Origin of the sequence: Ruminococcus sp. J1101004sp1_RTP21198st1_B9_RTP21198_201120 (genome assembly GCF_040924245.1) — a bacterium.
GTDB classification, from domain to species: Bacteria; Bacillota; Clostridia; order Lachnospirales; family Lachnospiraceae; genus Blautia_A; species Blautia_A faecis.
Genome location: NZ_JBCOMI010000029.1, coordinates 1 through 21,458 on the forward strand (window position 1 = coordinate 1; position 21,458 = coordinate 21,458).

General features: G+C 40.1%; 26 protein-coding genes and 1 pseudogene. 6 read left to right on the plus strand and 21 right to left on the minus strand.

Going from position 1 to position 21,458, the window contains the following annotated elements; translation table 11 throughout:
* Positions 1–677 precede the first annotated feature (677 nt).
* The 13 genes and pseudogenes from AB5618_RS16700 to AB5618_RS16760 all read right to left on the minus strand — a co-directional run bounded on the left by AB5618_RS16700 (position 678) and on the right by AB5618_RS16760 (position 10,834).
* A complete protein-coding gene (locus AB5618_RS16700; protein WP_173684843.1) occupies positions 678–2,069 on the minus strand; it encodes a tyrosine-type recombinase/integrase in 1,392 nt (463 codons plus the stop codon).
* Position 2,070: 1 nt separating this feature from the next.
* Positions 2,071–3,060: a helix-turn-helix domain-containing protein gene (locus AB5618_RS16705; RefSeq protein WP_117499823.1), complete on the minus strand. Its 990-nt coding sequence runs from the start codon at positions 3,058–3,060 to the stop codon at positions 2,071–2,073.
* A gap of 120 nt (positions 3,061–3,180) precedes the next feature.
* Complete coding sequence (locus tag AB5618_RS16710; RefSeq protein WP_003864535.1) at positions 3,181–3,357, minus strand: helix-turn-helix domain-containing protein; 177 nt, start codon at positions 3,355–3,357, stop codon at positions 3,181–3,183.
* A 263-nt stretch (positions 3,358–3,620) separates the two neighbouring features.
* Positions 3,621–4,049, minus strand: a complete 429-nt coding sequence (locus tag AB5618_RS16715; RefSeq protein WP_008121327.1) for a hypothetical protein — start codon at positions 4,047–4,049, stop codon at positions 3,621–3,623.
* Positions 4,050–4,099: 50 nt separating this feature from the next.
* Positions 4,100–4,477, minus strand: coding sequence for an SdpI family protein (locus AB5618_RS16720; protein ID WP_003864540.1), 378 nt, complete (start codon positions 4,475–4,477; stop codon positions 4,100–4,102).
* Between the two features lie 29 nt (positions 4,478–4,506).
* A complete protein-coding gene (locus AB5618_RS16725; RefSeq protein WP_005342838.1) occupies positions 4,507–4,821 on the minus strand; it encodes a DUF3784 domain-containing protein in 315 nt (104 codons plus the stop codon).
* A 54-nt stretch (positions 4,822–4,875) separates the two neighbouring features.
* Positions 4,876–5,271 (minus strand): DUF6483 family protein, encoded by a 396-nt coding sequence (locus AB5618_RS16730; RefSeq protein WP_004614494.1) that lies wholly within the window; start codon positions 5,269–5,271, stop codon positions 4,876–4,878.
* Positions 5,272–5,658: 387 nt separating this feature from the next.
* Positions 5,659–6,879, minus strand: a complete 1,221-nt coding sequence (gene tet(40) / locus AB5618_RS16735; protein ID WP_368366928.1) for a tetracycline efflux MFS transporter Tet(40) — start codon at positions 6,877–6,879, stop codon at positions 5,659–5,661.
* A 69-nt stretch (positions 6,880–6,948) separates the two neighbouring features.
* Positions 6,949–8,868 carry a tetracycline resistance ribosomal protection protein Tet(O) gene (tet(O), locus tag AB5618_RS16740; protein WP_014636291.1) on the minus strand — a complete coding sequence of 640 codons (1,920 nt, stop codon included), beginning with the start codon at positions 8,866–8,868 and terminating at the stop codon, positions 6,949–6,951.
* A gap of 366 nt (positions 8,869–9,234) precedes the next feature.
* Positions 9,235–9,297, minus strand: a pseudogene (locus tag AB5618_RS16745) (TnpV protein); the annotation flags it as partial.
* Entirely contained in the window at positions 9,287–10,015 is a 729-nt protein-coding gene (locus tag AB5618_RS16750) for a hypothetical protein (RefSeq protein WP_243130888.1), read from the minus strand. The gene AB5618_RS16750 and the pseudogene AB5618_RS16745, both read right to left, overlap by 11 nt.
* Before the next feature lie 190 nt (positions 10,016–10,205).
* Positions 10,206–10,634, minus strand: a complete 429-nt coding sequence (locus AB5618_RS16755) for a hypothetical protein (RefSeq protein WP_138340621.1) — start codon at positions 10,632–10,634, stop codon at positions 10,206–10,208.
* Positions 10,635–10,663: 29 nt separating this feature from the next.
* The gene (locus AB5618_RS16760; RefSeq protein ID WP_015535374.1) at positions 10,664–10,834 is read right to left on the minus strand and encodes a hypothetical protein; all 171 of its coding nucleotides are present in this window, start codon (positions 10,832–10,834) and stop codon (positions 10,664–10,666) included.
* A 366-nt stretch (positions 10,835–11,200) separates the two neighbouring features.
* On the opposite strand from AB5618_RS16760, the gene mobC reads away from it, so the two are divergent.
* From mobC to AB5618_RS16790, 6 genes are read left to right on the plus strand one after another with little or no spacing between them, the layout of a single operon-like run.
* The gene (gene mobC / locus AB5618_RS16765; protein ID WP_368366921.1) at positions 11,201–11,587 is read left to right on the plus strand and encodes a plasmid mobilization relaxosome protein MobC; all 387 of its coding nucleotides are present in this window, start codon (positions 11,201–11,203) and stop codon (positions 11,585–11,587) included.
* Positions 11,565–13,118, plus strand: a complete 1,554-nt coding sequence (locus AB5618_RS16770) for a relaxase/mobilization nuclease domain-containing protein (protein WP_368366922.1) — start codon at positions 11,565–11,567, stop codon at positions 13,116–13,118. The genes mobC and AB5618_RS16770 overlap by 23 nt, the downstream gene beginning before the upstream one ends.
* A gap of 29 nt (positions 13,119–13,147) precedes the next feature.
* Entirely contained in the window at positions 13,148–13,474 is a 327-nt protein-coding gene (locus AB5618_RS16775) for a hypothetical protein (protein WP_118930657.1), read from the plus strand.
* A complete protein-coding gene (locus AB5618_RS16780; protein ID WP_118700680.1) occupies positions 13,461–14,240 on the plus strand; it encodes an FAD-dependent thymidylate synthase in 780 nt (259 codons plus the stop codon). The genes AB5618_RS16775 and AB5618_RS16780 overlap by 14 nt, the downstream gene beginning before the upstream one ends.
* On the plus strand, positions 14,230–14,643 hold the full coding sequence (locus AB5618_RS16785) for a dUTP diphosphatase (RefSeq protein ID WP_118001296.1): 414 nt from the start codon (positions 14,230–14,232) through the stop codon (positions 14,641–14,643). Before AB5618_RS16780 ends, AB5618_RS16785 begins: the two co-directional genes overlap by 11 nt.
* A gap of 4 nt (positions 14,644–14,647) precedes the next feature.
* The gene (locus AB5618_RS16790; RefSeq protein WP_118001297.1) at positions 14,648–14,926 is read left to right on the plus strand and encodes a helix-turn-helix domain-containing protein; all 279 of its coding nucleotides are present in this window, start codon (positions 14,648–14,650) and stop codon (positions 14,924–14,926) included.
* Positions 14,927–15,056: 130 nt separating this feature from the next.
* Here the strand turns inward: AB5618_RS16790 and AB5618_RS16795 are convergent, their stop codons facing one another.
* From AB5618_RS16795 to AB5618_RS16830, 8 genes are all read right to left on the minus strand, one after another.
* Complete coding sequence (locus tag AB5618_RS16795) at positions 15,057–15,485, minus strand: hypothetical protein (protein ID WP_003864549.1); 429 nt, start codon at positions 15,483–15,485, stop codon at positions 15,057–15,059.
* A 115-nt stretch (positions 15,486–15,600) separates the two neighbouring features.
* A complete protein-coding gene (locus AB5618_RS16800; protein WP_003864550.1) occupies positions 15,601–15,915 on the minus strand; it encodes a helix-turn-helix domain-containing protein in 315 nt (104 codons plus the stop codon).
* 224 nt (positions 15,916–16,139) lie between these two features.
* A complete protein-coding gene (locus AB5618_RS16805) occupies positions 16,140–16,430 on the minus strand; it encodes a molecular chaperone (protein WP_118001299.1) in 291 nt (96 codons plus the stop codon).
* Between the two features lie 3 nt (positions 16,431–16,433).
* Positions 16,434–17,318, minus strand: a complete 885-nt coding sequence (locus tag AB5618_RS16810; RefSeq protein WP_005334798.1) for a YodL domain-containing protein — start codon at positions 17,316–17,318, stop codon at positions 16,434–16,436.
* Positions 17,308–17,568 (minus strand): transposon-transfer assisting family protein, encoded by a 261-nt coding sequence (locus AB5618_RS16815; protein ID WP_003864553.1) that lies wholly within the window; start codon positions 17,566–17,568, stop codon positions 17,308–17,310. The genes AB5618_RS16810 and AB5618_RS16815 overlap by 11 nt, the downstream gene beginning before the upstream one ends.
* The gene (locus AB5618_RS16820) at positions 17,565–20,147 is read right to left on the minus strand and encodes a JAB domain-containing protein (RefSeq protein ID WP_368366923.1); all 2,583 of its coding nucleotides are present in this window, start codon (positions 20,145–20,147) and stop codon (positions 17,565–17,567) included. Before AB5618_RS16820 ends, AB5618_RS16815 begins: the two co-directional genes overlap by 4 nt.
* Entirely contained in the window at positions 20,137–20,304 is a 168-nt protein-coding gene (locus tag AB5618_RS16825; RefSeq protein WP_005423587.1) for a hypothetical protein, read from the minus strand. Before AB5618_RS16825 ends, AB5618_RS16820 begins: the two co-directional genes overlap by 11 nt.
* A gap of 82 nt (positions 20,305–20,386) precedes the next feature.
* A complete protein-coding gene (locus tag AB5618_RS16830; protein WP_005334802.1) occupies positions 20,387–21,436 on the minus strand; it encodes a DUF5688 family protein in 1,050 nt (349 codons plus the stop codon).
* Between the last annotated feature and the right edge of the window lie 22 nt (positions 21,437–21,458).

Sequence of the window (21,458 nt, forward strand, 5' to 3'; positions counted from 1 at the left end):
CTAATCCAGCTAACATTTTCGAACGCTTTGAAGCCCGTCGCCAAGAGGATTTGAACCTCCGACCCCTCGCTTAGGAGAGCTCCAACCTATTGTCACTCTCTGTCAATCTGAGGTAAGGTAAACCCATATGGGACACTATTAAAAACTGTTTCCGATTCAATTTGAGTTATTCTGAATACCCCCTCTGTCAAGCTCTGTCAAGCTCTGAAAGTTAGCTGATTGTTTGCTCCAGCTAATAATCGGGGAATGCCTTGATATTACCATCGACATCTGTTATATGACCACCATGCTTCGTACGTTCGATCATGGTAAACAGTATTCAATTAAACTTCCTATCGAAAGCACAAGATATTTTCTTGTCTACAATTAATATACCGCATACGAGACGGTTTGTCCATGCGTTTTTGACTGGCAAATTTTATTCATTAAAAATTTCTGTAACCTTTTCTGTAACGGAATCGAAGAACTTCTAAAAGTCTTTTCTGTTCATCTACATTGGCTTCGAGAAATAATTCCTGTCTGCCTTGTGTTCGTGTATGCTACCAACTATTTGAATTTAAAGATTCATTTATTGATTCATTTGAAGCTTTATTTGTATTATTATTCCGATACTTATTTCTTATATCGTTGCGAATCGTTTTTTCACTAAAATTACACTATTTTTTCACTATTTTTCATTACTTCATCGTCTTCGCCAGTGAATTGAGCAATGCCCGCATCTCTGGATTTGCCAACACTTTTGCCAGAAGTTCCGGATCGATTTCATCAGCAACAGTTGCATTATTATTTTCCTGCTGTACATGCATCTGTGGATCCAGATTCTTCTTCTCATAAAATGCTTCTTCAAAAAGCTCTGCATTTTTCCTTCGGTCATCATCCAGAATATGAGAGTACACATCCGTAACCATATTGACCTGAGCATGGCCGGAATCACCCTGTACCGCCTTGATGTCTCCACCATTCAATTTCAGCTTATAAGTAACGCTGCTATGACGGAAACTGTGAAATACAACCGGTGGGAGATTATAGTCCTCGATCAGTTTTTTTAAAGGACCACGGATTGCTCCATCTCCGAGAGGAAGCCCAAAGGTACTTGCCATAACCAGGTTATAGTCCATATATTCATCACCAAGAATTTCTTTCATTTCATCTTGCTCAGCTTTCCAGTCTACCAGCATATTAGCAACGCTCTTCGGTAAGAATATTTTACGCACACTGCTTTCTGTCTTCGGTGTTTTCAGAATACGGACCGTAGAATTCTTCTTATGATTTGTCGGAAATACCAACAACACATCTTTTCCATCCAATGCATTTAAAGATTCTTTTCTTATACGCTGTGATTCTTTGTTGATGAAGACATATGCACGGTTTTCTTCAATTGCCTCATGAGAAATATCTACACAATCCCAGGTAAGACCAAGCAGCTCACCAAGTCGCAGGGAACATGAGAAAGATAGATTAATTGCGAGCTTTAATCGTTCATCTTCACAGACACTGAGCGCATACATCAATGTATCCGCTGTCCAGATGTCTCTTTTTTGTGATTTATGTTTTGGTACAGTCGCATGGGTGCAAGGATTCTTCTCCATCAACTCCCATTTCACTGCCTGTTCAAAACAGTTTCTAAGCAGCTTATTAATATCCCTGACCGTACTGGAAGATACAAATTCATTTCGACTGGTTTTATTCAATGGATTGATAACTGCACGTCTCTTCAAAAGACTCTGATAATATCTTTCGATGAAACGGGTATTGATCTCTGAGAGTTTCGTATCACCAATGATCGGAAGAATATAGTTATTGATAAGAGAGACATTTCCTTCATATGTAGAAAGAGCCCAGTTTTCTTTGCCATAAAGTGCAACATATTCTGTAATAAGCTCGTCCAGTGTTTTGCATTTACGGACGACAAATGATCCCATCTCTTTTTTATATTCAATTTCTTTTTTTCTTCTCTTTGCTTCGGCTTTCGTTTCATAGGTTTCCCACTTCTGTTTCCTCTCACCTTTTTCATTCGTATAAGAATAGATTACATTAAATTTTCCGTTTCGTTCTCTTATTGATGCCATATTATTGCATACTCCTTTCCAAATCTCTTTGCTCCATCCAGTCCTCAAATTCATCCCGACGGATCCTAACTCGACTGCCAACTTTTATTACTGTGAACTTTCCTTTATCCGCCCACTTGTTGATCATGCTTCTGCTGACCTTTGCCAGATAGGAAGCTTCATCAAAAGTAAGATACTTTATATTTCCATTGCTTCCTCGTATTCCGGTCTGTGATAATTTCTTCCGCCGGAAATTAGCCAGGGCAATATTTTGTTCCTGTGCAAGTTCTTCATAATCATTCGATGGATCCAGCTTATACCGATCCTGACCTTTCAGGAATTTTCGAAAACTCTCTTTTGTGATCCTTTTCTTTTCTGCAATCACAATGAATTCAAAAAAATGACTATACTTTGGATTATCAAGAATTGTATATACTGCGCTTCTGGTTGTTCCAAGCAGCTGTGCCATCTCAGGCATCGTAATTGTTGCATCTTCCAGAAGAGCGTCTTTTTTTCTGTCTTCCTTTGTTCGATACCGGGACTGGCTTTTATACCAGTTCTGAAAAGATTCTTTTGGTATTCGTTTCCAGTAATCGACAATAACAGCTTCCATTTGATTTTTCTTGAGTAAATCATAAACAAGATACTCATCAACACCCAACAGATCCGCAACTTCCTTAACGGAATAGGACCAGGATTTCAATTCTTTCCCTGGTTCTTCTCCGGTAACTTTATGGTATTTAATCTGATTGGCGTACCATTTTTCAAAGCTGGCAATATTGATTCGTATCTTTCCAGCAATCTCTTTAGATTCAAAAACATTTTTATGCACCAGCCAGTATCGATCTGTCTTTTTTAATCCCAGCAGCTTTCCCATTTCCGGCACGGTCATCCAGGTTCTCTTTTGTGTCGGACGCCGTTTGTAAGGACTGTCTTCTGATATCTTTGAAATGATCTCTTCAACATCGTCCATTTCCGGAACTTCTTTTTGTTTCATAATTGCTGTTGCCATTTATTCTTCACTTCCTGTCTTTTTTAGTGTTAGTGTTTTTTCTTATATCATATCTCAAATCCAGATAAAAATTTAGGATGTCGATTGCAGACAAAATCTGCCTGATCAACACCCTGTTTTTTATTGTTCCAAGTTATCGAGCCAGTCATCGAAACTCTTCTTAGAGATGCGATACTTTCCGCCATCCAACTGGATCCACCGGAATTCCTTTTTCTTTAAAAGGTTATAAATAGTAGGTCTGCTGACTCCTAAGATTTCCTGTAACTCTTGAACTGTATAACATCTTTTTTCTGACATTTCTTTATCCTCTTTTCTTTGAAATATGAAAGAAAAATTATCCCTTCATATAACGAAACGCTCAGAGCATGTTTTACAGTGGTCAAAAGCAAATTTTTTTACTTTTTTCTTACGAGTTTTCTTTAATGCAACTCGTAACATTAGATTTTTACATTTTTCATGAAATTAAGTAAAGAAAAAGAGCATATGGAATTGAATCCATACACTCTATGATTACTGGAACTTTATTTCATTTTTAATTCAACAAACTTGAATCTGTCGCTTTAATACCCGTGGTCAACATGTTCCCAATTTCCACTGTCATTCCTAATTAGAATCCATTTCCAATCATCATATGTTGAATCCGGATTAAGCGAACCATCCCCGCCTGATGAGTCTACATCGAAAGATGATAATATTACGATTGCTTCATCCGCGTCATATTGTTCAGCCCATTCATAAAATTCATCGGCGTATGTATCTCCGGGATAGGTCAGTTTTGTCAGTGTGCAGCCGTCAAATTCGTTGCCGAAATAGTCTTTTACTGTTTGGAAAGCCGCCTCAATATCACTGTCTGAATATATTTCCGATGGTTTCCAATCAGGAATTTGAACATTGTCAATATTCCCACCACTATTCTTTCCACCACAGCCGGCAAGAACAAAAATCATTATCAAAGCTGTCAGAAAACAGAATATAGTTTTCCTATTCATTTTTCGATACCTCCTACGAATTCAAATTTTCCAGCTCGACAAGCTTGAATTTATCGTCTTGTTCCATTCTTATCAAAATTCTTTTTTAATGCTATTTCTGTTGGGAGAATAGATCCAATTAAAGGAATAAGTTGAACACCACAGATAATTCCTCCTATACTCCCAACACAATCTTCATTTTTCCCAATTACTAAAAGCATGAATATTACTGTTATCGGCAACATAACCATTCCACAGACATACCAAACTTTACCACAATATTTATGAGCAAATTCCCATGTGTCTTTGTTCTTCATAGACATCGAAGTCCGATATCCAAATACTGAATTTATTTCCTTTGGAGCCTTTTTCATAAAATATCTTCCAAAACCAATCATCGTAAATGGAAGAAGCAAATCCATAATCAACATAAAAATCCAAAACCCCATTGTAAACCTCCTTTACTACAACTTCCGATTTAACGTTCTCTTTTATGTCTATCAATAAGCAACAAAACAAACATAATAAGCCATATCCCCCATGCGATCCAACAGCCTATTCCTTGATATTGGATATCTATGATTATTCCAATAATAAAAGGAACTGACATAAACATCATTCTTTTTCCATATGCCTTACACATAGCATTCTCATCGTATTTCTTTCGTTCATCCGCTGATTTCATATTATAACCCGACAAGAATTTAGTAGCTTTTCCTTCTGATTTATAAAACCACATTCCAAACAAAAACATAATCACTGCCATCATAAAGTCAAAAACAATATAGAACATATAATACAATTTCTCCTTTCAGACAATCACTCTTATCTCTTTGAATTTTCTACATTACTCTTCAGCTTTGACCAAACATAGCAAATCAGTATATCCTGACTGCATAAGTAATTGCTTAAAACCAGACATCACTTCTTCTTTTGTATAATTATTATTTTTCAAAAACTCACTATCCTTCTCACTAAGGTATTGGTAGAAAAGAGCTGCTGCCATTACCTCATTTCTGTCTGTATAATCAATGCTATCTAAAAGTATATTCTCTGCTTCGTTAATTTCCCCAGAATCAATCATATCAAGAAAATCTTTCAAATTTTTCCCTGATACTTCATATTTATTTTCTTTTTCAAGTTCAACAGAAACATACTTTTTCCCAAACATTAAAGAAAATAATACTCTTACCATTTCTTTTATCATTCGCATAATATAGTCTTTTTCGTCTGTGAAATACATTTTTCACCTCCATAACTTCCGATTTTAATGTCTCTATTATACCATAATGATACTATTATAAAAAAGGAAAAAGAGCTCCTTCGAGCTCTTTTGGGTCAGTTCTGCAAACTGGAATTGGTCATTCTTCTTTTTCTTCAGGAGTATCTTCATTTGGCTTGGAACTGATTTTTGAAACAATAATACCTGTGCAAGTAACAACTACCACACAAAGATACATTCCTATTCCTAATGCTCATGTACGGTAAAGTATCACAAGAAAATTATGTCGAATTGACAGCCGCCTCCGCTATACCGAATAAGGAAATAAAGAGTCCTCAAATTTTGCGCTACTAAATGAAGACGAGCGGAAGTAATCTCCCGCTCGTCAGTAAACTTAACTATGCCATATCAATCCCGCTTCTTTCCCGCCACCGGCACTAAGAACAGCGCGGGCAACAGCAGGAAAGCGGTACAGACCAGCCCCCAGGGTATGGACACCTGCTGGGCTACCAGCCCCACAATAGGCCCGCCGATGATCTGCCCGAAAGAGTCCAGCTGTCCGCTGGTGGAAAAGACTGTGGCGCGCATTTTCTCATCCACATGGTCGTTCATCCAGGCGGCCAGCACAGGCTCCTTGATGGTGCGCATAAGCCCCGCCAGCAGGAACACCAACAACATGAACCAAAAGCTCCGCCCCACCGCGAAGAGAACCAGGAACAGGATATACCCGGCGCTGGTGGACATGACCACACTGGTTCGGCTGACAGTCCCTTTTTTCTCCATGCGGGCGATGAGCAACTGAGAAGCCAGAATACCTAAGCCGTTGCCGATAAGACTGATAACACCGAACCAAGTGACGCTGTTCAGCGGCCCGATAACGGGTATTACCGTGTCATCCAGAAAATGAGCGGTGGAGAGCCGGTCAAAGCCTTCACTGGCAAGTCCCCCGCATAGTGTGATTGCTAAGAGCGCCAGCAACACAGGTGCGCCTTTCACAAAGCCCAGGTTGAGCTTGAACAGGCAGACAAAGTCTTTAAGCAAGCCCTGCCGTTCCTCAATAGCAGGGGAGAAGTTGGTTTCTGGCATGATGCGAACCATCACCAGCCCCAACAACAAGCACAAACTGCCCCCCAAGATGACAGGCATTTGCAGGTTTATGTTTCCCAGCAGTGTGCCCAGCACCACGCCCAGAACGCCGCCGATTTGCCCCATTTGACTGCCCCGCAGGAACACCTTGTCTATGGGTTTGTCCTCTTCCTCCGAGGCAATCCACGCCTCCAGAGCGCCGGTGATGAAGGTATCACCGCAACCCCAGACAACCTGGGCCAGCAGAACCGGCGCGAACCACGGTAGCGCACCCTCCATCAGAAAGCCCAGGCCGTAGAGGAACATTCCAATCAGCACCGAGCGCCGACGGCTATACAAATCCGCCACCACACCGGTGGGTATCTCGAACAGAAAGCAGGAGGTCTCCAGAACCGTCCCTACCAGGACAAGCTGGAAAGCATCCAGCTGCACCACCTCCAGGTGGTACACGATGGAAAGCACTGTGGACATAGAAACCGCCAGGGAACAGACAAATCGGAACAGCAGGTAGACAGAATATGCCTTTGAATTTTTAGCAAACATGAAGTTACATTTCATCATAATTAGTCTCTAATCCTTTCAAATCTCATTTTATATGACTTTTGCAAGCTGTTAAGCTAACTTGTGGAACATATGCCGAACCTTATCTATACGGCTATTCGGGCGGCGGGGTTGGCAAATAAATTTACCAATAGCTGGCTGGTATCCTTTTAACTCTGTCAAGCAGACTCCCTGCCCATTTGTGAAATAAGTTAAATCGTTCCTGTATTCTTGAATACATCTAGCAGGGATTTCTCCTTTCAGAATGACCTCGTCATTCTTTATCTGAGTACTTACAATATCTGCACAATACCTTGGAGCATCATGATACGCCCGTGAGAGATATTCCTGCGGTGCATAAATTTCAAAGTGGAGATATGGCTCTAATAGTTCTGTCCCTGCTTTTTTTAAAGCCTGCTCCAATACGATAGGGGAAAGCAGCCGAAAGTCTGCGGGGGTACTTACAGGACTATAATACAATCCATATTCAAAACAGATTTTACAGTCTGTCACTTTCCATCCATACAGCCCCTGCTCGCAGCCATAAAGAACCCCCTCCATAACCGCATTTTGGAACGATTGATTTAAATATCCAAGTGAAACTCTGCTTTCATACTGCACTCCGCTTCCAATAGGGAGCGGCTCTATGGACAACCCGACAGAAGCCCAGAAAGGATTTGGCGGGACTTCTATGTGGATGGTATATTCTGCTTTTCTAAGCGGTCTTTCCATATATATAACAGTAGGCTCTTTTATTTCTGCCTCCACATGATATTTTTCCTCAAGGATGGCACAAATGACTTCCATCTGCACATTCCCCAAAAAAGAAAGTATAATCTCATGCGTTGTAGTATCCACATAATATTTTAAAAGAGGGTCGCCATCTGAAATTTCTGTAAGTGCCCCAAGCAATATTTCCCGCTGTTCAGATTTCTTTACTGCAATCGTTGTTTGGAGCATAGGGAGAGGATTTTCAATAAATTTTCTCTGCGGCAACAGCATTTCGTTCCCCAAAATACTGTTTAGCTGCAAAACATCATTTGGTAAAATTACAATATCACCAGAGCAGGCTGTATCGGATGAATATAATTCACCGTTTGTCGGAACACACATCTCTGTGATTTTTATTTTCTCTTTTTCAGATATTTTAATAACATCCCTCAAATGCAATGTTCCGCTATATATACGCACATAAACAAAACGCCGCCTTTTCTCTGAATATTCAATCTTAAAAACCTGCCCGCATAGTTCAGATTGACCTTCAGGCGTTGATGAATAAAACTTACTGGCAATCACTTCTATAAGCTGCCGAATCCCCAGATTGTTTTTAGCACTTCCGTGATAAACGGGAAATAACGTTCCGTTTTGGAATCTCCTGTTTTCTTCCTGTTCCAGTTCTGACATTTTAAACGGTTTCCCTGACATATATTTCTCTAATAGTTCATCGTTTCCCATAATTACCGCATCCCACTGTTCCATATCGTCATTGTCCGTTACATTTATATGGGGATGCTGCCCAACCTTTTGCTTCACTATAATTTCCGAAGAAAGCTTTGCTTTCATTTCTTGATATACCATTGGCAAATCAATCCCCTCTTGGTCAATTTTATTGATGAAAAAAATTGTCGGAATCTTCATTGTCTGTAGTGCATGAAACAGTATACGGGTCTGTGCCTGTATGCCATCCTTTGCAGAAACTAATAATACTGCTCCGTCTAATACGGATAAAGAACGGTATACTTCCGCCAAAAAATCCATATGGCCTGGCGTATCTATAATGTTGACTTTTACATCCTCCCACTGAAAAGATGTCACTGCTGTCTGGATAGTGATTCCCCTTTGACGCTCCAAATTCATTGTATCTGTCCTTGTTGTGCCTTTATCTACGCTCCCTGGTTCTGCAATTGCACCACTGGTATACAATAAACTCTCCGTTAATGTTGTCTTTCCTGCGTCAACGTGAGCCAGAATGCCTAAGTTAATTATTTTCATGTGATTTTCCTCCTATCAACACCCAAAAAAGGGCATAAAAATACCCAGTGATAAATACTCCTATCACTGGGTAAATAACTCCAATAGCCCCAAAACACTTATATGTTTTCGGGCATATAAAATTACATGATAAAAGTATTCTTAAACTGGGTACAAAAAACTAAGCCCCATATTAAAAGTGAAACGGGACTGCTACTTTTTGTTCCCACTATCAAATTGACAGTTTATTTAAGAATACCTTGCCGCATATTTATTAACTCCTTGTATAATACTGAATCTAATTATATTCCTTAACCCTTTATTTGTCAAGCTGACAAACTAAAGCAGAAAAAGCGGCAGGATTTCCCCCTGCCACTAATCATCTGTTTATGCAAAAATAATTTCCTTTTCCACAATCTCCCTCGCACAAGCCCTTATGTTATTGAGGCATGCTGGCTTTTATGTCCTCCAGCGTGTAACGGTTCTCTGACAGCTTATAGGCTTTTACTGGGAAATCTACACCCAGCTTCGACTGACTCCCCACACACCGGAAACCTTGATAAATTCCGGTTATATCCGGGCTGTCCGGACGGATAGAGCTGGTATCATTCCATAGCCGCCGAATAAAGGCTTCTTTCAGCTCCGCAAGCACTTCTTCCCGGTTTCGATACAACTGAACCGGCTCCTGCAAGAAATAGTAAAGATGTACCCCCTTGCCGGAGCTGACAAGATAAGTCGGACGAAGCTGCACACCATTCCCAAACTGCTTCAACAGGTTCTTTAACTGCTGTTTGCCTACATAATCCACGTCCACCACCACCGCAAACAGCTCATGAGCGTTCTCTTTCGTGTGTGACTTTCCGTAAAAACTAATAGGCGGTATCAGCCCAAACCTATCTCCTATGACCTTATCCAGCATTTTCAGACTATCATCAATTACCCACTGCCGGGTTCTTCCTTTGCCAGACGGTCTAATCTGTGTCGCTATAATATTACCTTTTCCGTCCTCCGGCTCTTGCTGGAGACTGCCAGCCGGAAACAACTCCCGATAGAAATCATGAGGACTTACTTCCGGGTATCCCCTCTCCAGCATAAGAGCTTCTTTCTCCCGATAAGCAGACTTCCACTCATACCCTCTTTTATCTCTCCTTTTGGTGTATTTTGCCATAGTCTTTTACACCTCACTCCCTCTCGCCTTGACCGCTAATCTTATCAATAGGTTTTTGCACCTTTTTCTCTCAAGTATAAGGGAGTGCCTTTTTGGTGTCAATACCTACACCTCACTCCCTCTCGCCTTGACCGCTAATCTTATCACTACAGTATTTTACCTTTTTCTTCGTACCGACAAACTAGAATTATTAGTTTATAGCGATACTAAAATCATCTTCTGTATATGTACTCATTGCATTTTTGAAAAAAGTAATATCGTCATCAGAAACACCCATTACATATATTTCTGTGCCATAATGAGCACTGCAAAATCTACGCTGTCCACTATCAACATTGATTGTGAAATATTTTGTCATTTTGTTGTATATGCTTTTGTCTTGTGGATTTTCTGATAATAGTTCTGTTAAAAATTCTTTTGTAACTATGCCTTTAATAGAGACTTCATAATTAGCTTCCGTAAGATTTCCGTATTGTAATGCTTGTTGTATTTCTTCACTTTCTTCTTTCCAACATCTTATTTCCAAACTATTACCAACATTGACAAAATATTTCACAAGTTCTTGCCACCAGTGTGAAGATATATGAGAGTCTATCATCTGCAACCTAATTTCGCCCATACAATCGCACTCCTCTGCCAAATTCTAATTTAATAGCGCAAAAGGAAATATATGACATACACCCAACTAAGTAATCCATGAAAAATCGCCCAGCCGACAGACTTCCACGTTGTATAACTAATAACCATAGCTAATGCACTTCCAAAAGTTATTCCTGATTTTACCGTTTTCTTGACAGTCATTGATTTATTATCTTCCATGTCTACATCCTTTATGCTTTTCTCTTTTTTTCATTCTATCACAAGCTCACCATTAATCATCATTTTTTTTGATATTTTTTCTTTTCCCCCACTGTAAAACAGCCTCTGAGCGTTTCGTTATATAGAGGGGTACACATACAGAGCAAGATCCACCCATGTTTAACAGTATTGCCATTTAGCATCCTGTTCACCTATGGGTTTTATCTTGATGGGGATCTCCCCATACCCTCTTCATAACAGACGTTTCACTTGTCTGTTGGTTCCACCTAAAGGTGTTCACAGCACTACTTCTAATATCGGAAGGGACAGCCGATATTAAAATACGTGACTCCCGGTGGGAGGAATAGTCGTAGCGAAAGGAGGAATATGAGAACAGAAAACAAAGATAAAGAACTAAATCACAGACATTTTGTTGCAGTACGACTGACAGATGTCGAACTCAATTTGCTGGATCAAGGAGCTGCTTGTTTTTCAATCTCACGATCTGAATATCTGAGGAAACTTCTATTGGAAAAGCAAATCCATCATCAGATTGAAGTTGTTGCAGACATGAATGATCTCAGAAAACTGGTCAGTGAATATGGAAAGATCGGATCGAATCTCAATCAGATCGCCAAGCATTTTAACAGTGGTGGCAGTCAATCTCGTGCTATAGAAAATGAAATCCATCAGTGCATCACGGACTTATTCCTATTGAGAAAAGAGGTACTGAAACTGGCAGGTGGTATGAATGGCAATCGTAAAACACATTAAAAGCAGAAATGCAAATTACTCGGCTGCTATCAATTACCTTCTGTTTGAACATGATGAAAAAACCGGGAAAAAGATTGTAGATGAATCCGGACGAAGCATCCTACGAAAAGAGTTTTATATGGATGGACTGAACTGTGATCCGATGTCTTTTGACAAGGAATGTGAACTGACAAATGCTCATTTTCACAAAAATAAGAAACGTGAAGATATCAAAAGTCACCACTACATTATCAGCTACGATCCAGCCGATGTTACAGAAAACGGTCTTACCGGAGAGAGAGCACAGGCAATCAGTTTGGACCTTGCAAAGCAGATGTTTCCCGGATATCAGGCACTGGTGGTTACGCATACTGATGGTCACAATGAATCCGGAAATATCCATACTCATATCGTCATCAACAGTGTGCGAAAGACTGCAGTGGAAAGGCGGCCTTATATGGATAAACCACATGAGGAAGCCGCCGGTTACAAGCATCGATCCACTGATAAATTCATGAACACTTTTAAGAAAACCGTCATGGATCGGTGCCAACAGGAAGGACTTCACCAAATAGATCTTCTTGCACCGGCTGAGAAAAAAATCACTCAGAAAGAGTATATGGCACAGAAACATGGCCAACAAAAACTGGATGAGATCAATCAGAAAATCATCGAAGATGGTCTCAAGCCAACATCCACCGTGTTCCTTACACAGAAAGAATATTTGCGAAATACAATTGATGAATGTGCTGCCACATCCAATAGTTTTGATGAATTCCAATCCAAACTTCTGGAACAATTTCAAATCTCTGTGATTGAGCATCGTGGCAGATACAGCTATCTTCATCCTGATCGACAGAAGCGGATTACTGAACGTGCACTGGGAACACGATATGGAAAAGAATACCTGGAACAGACCTTCTTACGCAAGGATCCATTGGCCATTCTCTACATCAGATCTCACCTGCGCCTGGTTGTAAATCTCCAGACAAATGTGAAAGCAATGCGGAGCCCGGCTTATGCTCATCGGGTAAAACTTTCTAACCTGCAGCAAATGGCAAATACCATTATCTATGTGCAGGAACATGGATTTGATACGCAGTCAGATCTGAAAAACACACTGCTTGCCTCAAAGCAGGAACTAAAAGAAATGCAGACACAGGTTGCTCAGCATCGTTCCGATCTAAGGATCCTCAACAATCAGATCCGTTATACCGGACAGTACTATGCAAATAAGGAAGTTTATTCCCAGTTTTCAAAAGCAAAGTACAAAGGAAAGTACCGGAAAGAACATGCGAAGGAAATTCAGAAATATGAAGAAGCCAGAGATTGGCTGAGATCCTTTTATCAGGATGGAAAGATGACAAGCCTAAAAACTCTGACTTTACAAAAAGAAAAACTGCAACAGCAGATAGCTTCCGAAGAAGAAGCAATAAGCAGCTTGAAAGAAAAATTAAAAGATCTGGATACTGCCGATCAGAATGTTGATGCCATTCTTCAGATGCAGATTCCGGAACCAGTGAGATCAAAAACCAAAGATCTCGAACGATAACTATCACAAAACAAAGGAGGAACTATCACATGACACAAGAAGAATTTAATGTTGTATTTGAACTTCAGATGAGAAAATGTGCTGATATTCTGGCACATAAAAAGAAAGAATATACCGGTGACAATATTGACCGCCTTAGTGCATTCAAGATTGCTGCCGCTTTACAGAACTGTGATTCCAAAGCAGCACTAGCCGGTATGATGTCGAAACATGTCGTATCCCTTTACGATATGTGTTATTCCACTCTGTTACATTTTGACATGGAACAGTGGGATGAAAAAATCACAGACTGCATCAATTATCTGATCCTTTTAAAAGCTCTGGTAAAGGAGGAACAGGCCTATGGATCACATTGAAACAGCTATCTTAAACTGCTATGGGATCCGGGAAGCAGAACAGAATATGGTCTTTGCTGCCAGACTCACACAACACGGTCATACGATCCAGAACATGGCAGATCTGATGGATCTTTACCGTCAATCCTACAGTCAGAAGACTGTAGAAAACATTGCAGGGCTTCCGCATCCAACCGTGCAGAAATTCATGGTCATTACCGTAGCTGTTGTTGGTGCAAGCAGACGCTTCCTGGCACAGATCACAAGACATCAGAACGAAGTAAAGTACATGAGTGCATCTCTGCAGTACAGCAATTATTCCGGTCATGCTGCATTTGCTATTCCATATGGAATCATGAAAGCAGATAAAGAAATCCAGGATATTTACAAGAAAAGCTGTCAGTCAGATCTGGATCATTATGCAGAGCTTTGTGCCTTAGGCATTGATCATGATTCAGCCGGATACGCCACACCTCAGGGACTTCGAAACGTACTGATCATCAGCGCGACACCTTACCAGTGGAAGCATATGATTGGCCAAAGAACCTGCCGAAGAAATACGGATGAAACAAGGATTGTGATGCTACAGATCTGGCAAAGATTGTACAAATTAAGCCCAATCCTTTTTGCACCGGATCTTACCGGTCCATTCTGTCAGAGAGGAAGCTGCATGGAAAAACAGATGTCCTGCCAGAATCCTATTTCAAAGCTTTGGATACCGTCAGATATCTTAAAAGCAGATTATCCATTGCTCATCAGGAAGGAGGTGAGCAGCCATAAAGATTAAACTGATTGACTTTGGTCTGAAAGCAGATCATCATCCCTTCCGGCCACATGAAAATGATGCCGGTGCGGATGTATTCATGCCTTATGATTGCGTATTAAAGCCAGGCGAAGTTGCGAGAATTCCGCTTGGATTTGGTCTCATCATCCCGGATGGATTTGCCGGATATGTCTTTCCACGAAGCAGCATGGCTGCAAAAGGACTGGTATGCGAACTTCCACCGATTGACTCCGGTTACCGTGGTGAGATCCATGCCATTATCAGCAACGTGAGCACATCTTCTCAGATCATTCATAAAGACACACGCGTCGGTCAGCTGGTGATCACACCGGTTGTGATTGCAGACTTTGTCCTGGATCTCGGTGAAGAACGAGGAACTGGGGCTTTTGGAAGCACAGGAGAATAATACTATGATTACATTTGGAAGAAAATTAAAACACTTAAGACAGAAAAATCATCTCACCCAGAAAGAACTTGGCATGGCTGTTGGATTTCCCGACAGCTGTGCTGATGTCCGGATTGCTCAGTATGAAAGCGATGTCCGAACACCAAAAGAGGATCTTATGAAAATCTTTGCATCAACACTCGGTGTTCCGGTTGAACTCTTTACTGTACCGGTACTCTCAGAACCTAGGGAATATGAGGCGGCGGAGTATTGGAGGTATGAGTTAGGGGCGGAACTAGATTAATTGTCATAATACTGATATGAGGCAACGGATTTTCCGCTGCCTCGCTTTTATCATTTTGAGGGTAATTGAAAATATCCTCCTGTGTTGAGCAATCCTCTTTTTCTGCGCTTTATCTGCATATCTATATATTTCATTTTATTTCTGTTCCATCGATAAAAAGCACATATTTATCCGGATTATGAACAATATCATAATCTTTTCCATATTCAATCGGTCTAAATTCTATCTGCATAATGGATTTTCCATTTTCGATATCTTCTTTCCAAGAATATACGGTCATATCAAGGCTGGTTGCATATCCATGATCTGTAGAAAATTTTATTGAATGAAATGAATTCTCTTTGTACATTTTTAAAAGCAGTCTTGTAAATGCTTCTTTATCAGAAATATTTTTTCTGTTAGCAACTACTGTAAGATTCTCATCTCTATTCATAGAAAAACTGCCAACTACATCTGGCTCACCTTCTTTATGCTTTAATAAGCTTTTCCCAATTATCATTCCAACAATAATCGAAAAAACGATAGCAACAAATACAAGTGTTATATTTTTTTTCTTCATTTTATCAAGTTCCTTAGAATTATATATAAGTCTTTAGAACTACTATATCATATTTTCACGTTAAACCAAATAAAAAAGAAGAGCAATAAGCCCTTCCATCTTCTTATTCACGTATTTATTCCACCAATGCTCTCACTGCATTGATAATTCTCTGTTGCTTTTCTTTAGGTAGTTTCTCTATCATTTCAGATAATTCATTCGTAACGCCGCTAACCGAATGTGTCACAACATCAATCAATAGTGTATCTGCTGAAACATCTAATGCATTTGCAATCGCAATAAAAGTATCAAGTTTTGTTACTTTCAGTCCTCTCTCTATAACACTTACATGAGTTGGACTCAAGTTTACCAATGCTGCCAATTCTTCTTGTGTAAGATTCTTAGCTTCCCTTGCAGCTTTTATTCTCTGACCAACCGCCTTTAAATCCATTGTGACACCTCCTTTAGAACGATAATTCGGTCTAAAATTAGTATAACGATTGATCTTTAAAACATACAGAATCTACAGATTGTCAACTTGTTCTTTAGAACTATTTTAAATTAAAAAGGCCCAAAAGGGCACTTTCCCTTTTGAGCCTATACACTTTATCAGCTAACGTATTTTGCTTTCATTTTTTCTCATGGTCATGAGGCCTTTTTCTCTTAAATCGCATTCTATGAATCCTTCGATTGCTCTTTCTGTTCTTCAATAATTCGTTCGGTTGCTTTATGAATTCTATCCTTGGAATAGGGTGGTCTTAAATTCAATGATAACCGCCCTTTTTTAATCATATACGTTTCACTACCATCCTCCGAAGATCCTTTCAACCAGCAATCATCCGGATACTTCTCCGCAAAAGACCTCAACCGTTTCTGCAAGTTCTGATTGAAGGTATACACATCATAGAATCCATCATCTTCATTAGTCAGAATAATCGTTTCTTTTTCACACTTTAACCTTCGCATATTCTATCCCCGCTTTCTTTCCATTTCCTGATCCAGGTACTTTGGTATCGGCTTTCCGGACCGGCGAGCAATGGCAATCTGTTTCTGATGCAGTCGTTTGATTACGGACCTTCGTTTCTTAGGTTTATTATTTTGTTGATTTCGGGACGTCTGTTTGTTATTGCGTGCATCAGAAATTTTTTCCAGGTTCTTCTTCTGATTATTCACCAGACCGTCCACCATATCATAGTTAGCTTCTGTACCAGATTCTCTGCTTCGTTCATAAGTGCCGTTCTGGTAGAATTTCTGGTAATGTTCCAGACGGATTTTACCATCTTGTTTTAGCTGTTCGACCGGATTTAGCGGTACCTGCTGTTGGATGTAATCATGAATCTTTTGTTTTGTCTTTTCATCGAATTTCTTACATTCTTCGACAACCATTTTTCCATAAGCATCCAGGATAACACCCTGGGCCTGATCTCGGTATACCTGATGTTCCATCAAATAAAACTGTTTTCCATCTATAATGACGGTGTCTGTTGCAATCCAGTTCCCCTTTTTCCCATCAATCTGATAATTCTCAGTTTCCATAGTGATCAGTGCACCGGATGTGTTGATACGAATAAATCCGGCCAGATACTGTGGATAGTTCTCATCTACATAGTAGCAGCTGATTTCTCCATTCTTGTTCAATACGAGCACGTCACTGACTTCGCATTGATTTTTCGTCCGTTTCCAGATGTCAGCGACTTTTTCATTTTCCTGCATTTCATGAATCGAGATTAATCGGTAATTTTCGACAGTAATCGACACATTCTGCTGTCTTGCCTCTTGATATGGCAGATGCCACAGTGCTTTTCCTGCTGTCTGCTGATCTACTCGGTAGACTGCAAATTGATTAAGCTTCATAGGCATCGTCCTCCAAGTTATTCAGATAATAATTCAGATCCAGAGAATAGTAGTATTTGTCTTCGATCTGCTGTAATTTTCCAACTGTAGAATTGATGATCTCAATTATTTCATCATTCTCAGGATCACTTTCTTCCTGTTCCAAAACTTCCAAAGCTTCTTTCAGTGTTTGGATTGTTTCTTCCTTTGTGTGCTGCTGGAAGATAGCAGTAATAGTCAGTTCGTTTTCTTCCAGGTTTACATTTCTCATAGGCTCATTTCCCCCCTTTTCTTTTTCGGTATTGGTTTCATCTGTATATTCAGCTCCTTCTCGTTTTTTTCTTCGCTTATATTTTTTTCGTTATCCACTTTCTTATTGGATTCCAGAGGATTTTCCACATTTGGATGTCTTTCTTCCAAGTATTTTTCCACACGACTGATTACATTTTGCACATAAGAATTTTCTCTAAATCCAGGAATCGAATTCAAAAATTCTTTCTGTATTTTTCCTTCAATCATCAGACTCTGCATTCCTTCATAATCACTTCCGTCTTTCAGATCAAAGCCAACACATTTCAGTCCATGCATACGTTCTGATGGGATTTTCTCATAAGCTTCCAAGGCTTCTGGTAATGTCAGGTCATAATGTACTTCACCCATTACAGGAAATTCAGCACATTCAGCCGCATAAAAGCTGATACATGTAAGATCATTTTCATAATCCACATTTTCTATTTCCGGGACAATATCGAGTATTTTTTCTCTTTGTGCTGCAAAGTCTGGAAGTTCTGCAAATCCAAATCGATCCACGTAATATGCCTGCATATCCCCACCACGGTTTGTAATGATAACATCACTGACCGACATAGAATGTGCTTTATAATCTGCCGGTGGATTATCGTTGAACATAGCGTACAAATCATCCAGCTTTTCATTTTCATGTAATCTGCCAGAATAGACACATTTATAATTTTCTGCATCGATTGTAATTCCATCTTCTTTGACCATTGCCATATTCATAAATAAATGTTGTTTTCCCGGTGTGTCTTCATCCACATGATAAATCGCATAGAGGTCACCATTACCTCTGAACATTTCTTCCTCTAGGGTATAATCATACTTAAATGGGTACATAGCCCGATCAATTCTCTCCGAAACATCCGTCCCTTCTGCAATCGTATCTTCCAGCCAGTCTTTGATATCTCCCCATGATTCAAACTGCAAATACCCGGCAATTTCATGTGTCCCATCCGGTGCCAGTACAATATGTCCCGGTTCGCTTTCCCGATAATCATAGCGGTATCCGGCTGCTTCCAGTGCATCTACCAGAATGCCGTATTTTTCATGTAATTCTGTTTTCTGTTTTTCTTCAAGAATGATTTCCAGTTCTTCTGTAAGCTGATCGATCATTTCACCGGCTGTCTTGCGGATCACATCCATAGATGCTTTCATTTCCTTCATTTCCCGGCTGCTGCTCCACCCTGCAATATAAGGAAAACTGTAATCCGATGTATCCAAACCAAAGGAAGAACACACACAGTAAGCAACAGATTCTGCTTCAACCTCTTTTGTCAGACGGTCTTTTTCTACACCCAGGCTTTCCATGATTTCCTTGTCATGCAGTTTAGCATGGACAGTTTCATGAATAGCAGTCTTTAAGGTCTGGCTTTCACTGAGTCCTTTTTTGATCACGATTTCCTTATCTGCATTGTGATAATATCCATTGGCATTGCCATCGATCTCATCGAATCGTATCGGCACTGGGGATATTTTCTGAATAGCCTGCATGAAAGAATCAAAATCCTGTACAGCTGCAGTCAGTAATTCCGGTGCCAGTGTCTGGATTGGTTCCCCGGATGTCTGAGCAATATCAAAGACGGTAACTGCTTTAAAATGCGGAACTGTAACTTCCACCTGTTCAGTCTTAGGTTTTCCATCGGTTCCCATGATCGGTCGCTGATTTTCATCCAGAACCTCTTTTTCCTTCATTTTCTTATATGGTGCCGGTGCAATGATTGTAATTCCTTTTTCGCCTTTCATGACCTGTCTACCCATGGACTGCCAGTTTTTGTAGCTGGTAACAAGTGTGGCATCCGGTCGCTGCATGGCGATCAGCATTGTATTATTAAAGGAATAATTGTGAAACTTTGCCATGGTTTTAAGAAATTCCTGATAGCGGTTACTTGTAAAAAGTTCTTCCACACCGGATTCCAGTGACTGCATAATGCTGTCCATATCTTTTCCCTGAACCGGTAATGGAATTGTTGCTGTCTGCACTGTTGGAATATCTCTTACGTCACCCTTTTCTTTTGTATCTGTTACTTCTTCATAGGGTGCGGTGGCTTCAGTCACCATTCCTTTAGTCAGATCAATATCTTCAACACGAGTAGAAAAACGAACCCTGCTATCTGGAAATTCTCCTTTATCTCGAAAGGAATAGTAATTCCCATTCCGTCCTGTAATGATGTGATCAACCAATGAAATCCCCATCAATTCCCCTAATTCCTGCATTCTTGCTGTAGTCTGGATATCCGATGTAGATGGTGTCAGATTTCCGGACGGATGATTATGAATGAGCATCATTGAATGAGCATTCGAAAGAATTGCACTCTTAAATATTTCTCTTGGATTAATTAATGCTTCATTCAGCGATCCTACAGATACGATATTCATATTGATCGGTGTTAAATCTGCCTGTAAATTAACAATACAAAAGAGTTCCCGATCCATCTGGGAAAGAAATTCATTCATAACACGAATTGCTACATCTGGATTATTCATAGGTTCATTACTATAAAGTGGTGGCTGTTCCACCATACGAATTGCTACCTGTTCTAATTTATCTGCCATCAGCAACACCTCCAATCGGCACATTTATAATAAATTCCTGATCATGTAACGTCTCAATTTGCTTCTTCAATTTTTTAAACGAAAATGTGTGTGATAATCTTTTTCGATACTGGCTGTATCTTAAGCTTGTATTTGTTTTAATGTTCTCTTTCGTCATAATCTTCTCCTTTTCAAAATGCCCCACGACATTTCCTTATGCCGCAGGGCGTTTGCTCATTTAACGGGTTTCATGCTTGATATTAGAGTTCCATATCGTGCTTCTTTGTTTTCGGTTTCTGATCCGGCTGTTCTTTTCCTGCTTTCTCTGTTTTTGCAGCCTGCGCTTCTTTTTCTTTCTGACGTTCTGTAAATCTGTCGGCTTTTTCAAAGACGTGATCCTTTGTGTCAAAGTGATATACATCATTGGTAAGGCGTTCTGCTGGTGCTACCTGAGTCGCATTGACTTCTTTTACCATATCTCTTAACATTTCTGCATCCACTTGCCCGTCATCTGGCAAGACCAGCATTTCATGGATGGATGATGGCAAAATGAAGAAATCATTTCCAAGAAGTTCCCCCATGCTATCCATGAATTCCGGATAAAAGATCACACCGGCTCCATCAATTCTGTCTGTATTCGTAACAACAAAGAATGTCGGCATCTCGCTTGATTCCTGCAATGTTTCCTGCAGCATTTCACGTTCATCCGGTGTCAGCATGAGAATATTTTTCTGGTACATTTCATCTATCAATGCACCTATACTTGATACCTCCGGAGCCATGACACGCGGTGAACTTTTCATCGCATCTTCATGAAGCTGTTCTGCAGAGATTCCATACTGTTCAAGCAGATCATTCTTGATAAACATGGAACTTAATCCATCCTGATCCTTGCCTACTGCCACATGATAGGTGATTGCGAGATCTTCCTTCAGATGGTGTGGCGCATTTTCGAGGACTTCCTTATTTGCTTCGGCTGATGATACACGGATAAACAGCTTGTCCTTCACATCTTCATAATTTAAAATGGATTTCAGATCAACCTGTATCGGTGCCTCAATGACTATATCTGCAATCTTTCTACATACAGTTTCCATTGTTACGCCAGGCTGTGCTTTATATGCTTCATACAGTTGGTTAAGATTAATTGTTGGAGTAAGCATCTCCCCTTCTTTTCTCACCATCAATCCCGTATAGGCACGGTTCAGTTTCTGACACTCCATCGTTGACACCTCGGCATTCTCATAATCCTTCGGTAAAAAGAGTCTGATATTGTCCTTTACTTCATTTACAAATTCATTAAAATTCATTCTTCGTTTCCTCCTCTAATCT

What these genes read in the sequence shown, in the direction of transcription:
- AB5618_RS16700 (WP_173684843.1), bottom strand. Translation starts at nt 2,069, where the DNA reads ATGGCATCAATAAGAGAACGAAACGGAAAATTTAATGTAATCTATTCT.
- AB5618_RS16705 (WP_117499823.1), bottom strand. Translation starts at nt 3,060, where the DNA reads ATGGCAACAGCAATTATGAAACAAAAAGAAGTTCCGGAAATGGACGAT.
- AB5618_RS16710 (WP_003864535.1), bottom strand. Translation starts at nt 3,357, where the DNA reads ATGTCAGAAAAAAGATGTTATACAGTTCAAGAGTTACAGGAAATCTTA.
- AB5618_RS16715 (WP_008121327.1), bottom strand. Translation starts at nt 4,049, where the DNA reads ATGAATAGGAAAACTATATTCTGTTTTCTGACAGCTTTGATAATGATT.
- AB5618_RS16720 (WP_003864540.1), bottom strand. Translation starts at nt 4,477, where the DNA reads ATGGGGTTTTGGATTTTTATGTTGATTATGGATTTGCTTCTTCCATTT.
- AB5618_RS16725 (WP_005342838.1), bottom strand. Translation starts at nt 4,821, where the DNA reads ATGTTCTATATTGTTTTTGACTTTATGATGGCAGTGATTATGTTTTTG.
- AB5618_RS16730 (WP_004614494.1), bottom strand. Translation starts at nt 5,271, where the DNA reads ATGTATTTCACAGACGAAAAAGACTATATTATGCGAATGATAAAAGAA.
- AB5618_RS16750 (WP_243130888.1), bottom strand. Translation starts at nt 10,015, where the DNA reads ATGGCAAAATACACCAAAAGGAGAGATAAAAGAGGGTATGAGTGGAAG.
- AB5618_RS16755 (WP_138340621.1), bottom strand. Translation starts at nt 10,634, where the DNA reads ATGGGCGAAATTAGGTTGCAGATGATAGACTCTCATATATCTTCACAC.
- AB5618_RS16760 (WP_015535374.1), bottom strand. Translation starts at nt 10,834, where the DNA reads ATGGAAGATAATAAATCAATGACTGTCAAGAAAACGGTAAAATCAGGA.
- mobC (WP_368366921.1), top strand. Translation starts at nt 11,201, where the DNA reads ATGAGAACAGAAAACAAAGATAAAGAACTAAATCACAGACATTTTGTT.
- AB5618_RS16770 (WP_368366922.1), top strand. Translation starts at nt 11,565, where the DNA reads ATGGCAATCGTAAAACACATTAAAAGCAGAAATGCAAATTACTCGGCT.
- AB5618_RS16775 (WP_118930657.1), top strand. Translation starts at nt 13,148, where the DNA reads ATGACACAAGAAGAATTTAATGTTGTATTTGAACTTCAGATGAGAAAA.
- AB5618_RS16780 (WP_118700680.1), top strand. Translation starts at nt 13,461, where the DNA reads ATGGATCACATTGAAACAGCTATCTTAAACTGCTATGGGATCCGGGAA.
- AB5618_RS16790 (WP_118001297.1), top strand. Translation starts at nt 14,648, where the DNA reads ATGATTACATTTGGAAGAAAATTAAAACACTTAAGACAGAAAAATCAT.
- AB5618_RS16795 (WP_003864549.1), bottom strand. Translation starts at nt 15,485, where the DNA reads ATGAAGAAAAAAAATATAACACTTGTATTTGTTGCTATCGTTTTTTCG.
- AB5618_RS16800 (WP_003864550.1), bottom strand. Translation starts at nt 15,915, where the DNA reads ATGGATTTAAAGGCGGTTGGTCAGAGAATAAAAGCTGCAAGGGAAGCT.
- AB5618_RS16805 (WP_118001299.1), bottom strand. Translation starts at nt 16,430, where the DNA reads ATGCGAAGGTTAAAGTGTGAAAAAGAAACGATTATTCTGACTAATGAA.
- AB5618_RS16810 (WP_005334798.1), bottom strand. Translation starts at nt 17,318, where the DNA reads ATGAAGCTTAATCAATTTGCAGTCTACCGAGTAGATCAGCAGACAGCA.
- AB5618_RS16815 (WP_003864553.1), bottom strand. Translation starts at nt 17,568, where the DNA reads ATGAGAAATGTAAACCTGGAAGAAAACGAACTGACTATTACTGCTATC.
- AB5618_RS16820 (WP_368366923.1), bottom strand. Translation starts at nt 20,147, where the DNA reads ATGGCAGATAAATTAGAACAGGTAGCAATTCGTATGGTGGAACAGCCA.
- AB5618_RS16825 (WP_005423587.1), bottom strand. Translation starts at nt 20,304, where the DNA reads ATGACGAAAGAGAACATTAAAACAAATACAAGCTTAAGATACAGCCAG.
- AB5618_RS16830 (WP_005334802.1), bottom strand. Translation starts at nt 21,436, where the DNA reads ATGAATTTTAATGAATTTGTAAATGAAGTAAAGGACAATATCAGACTC.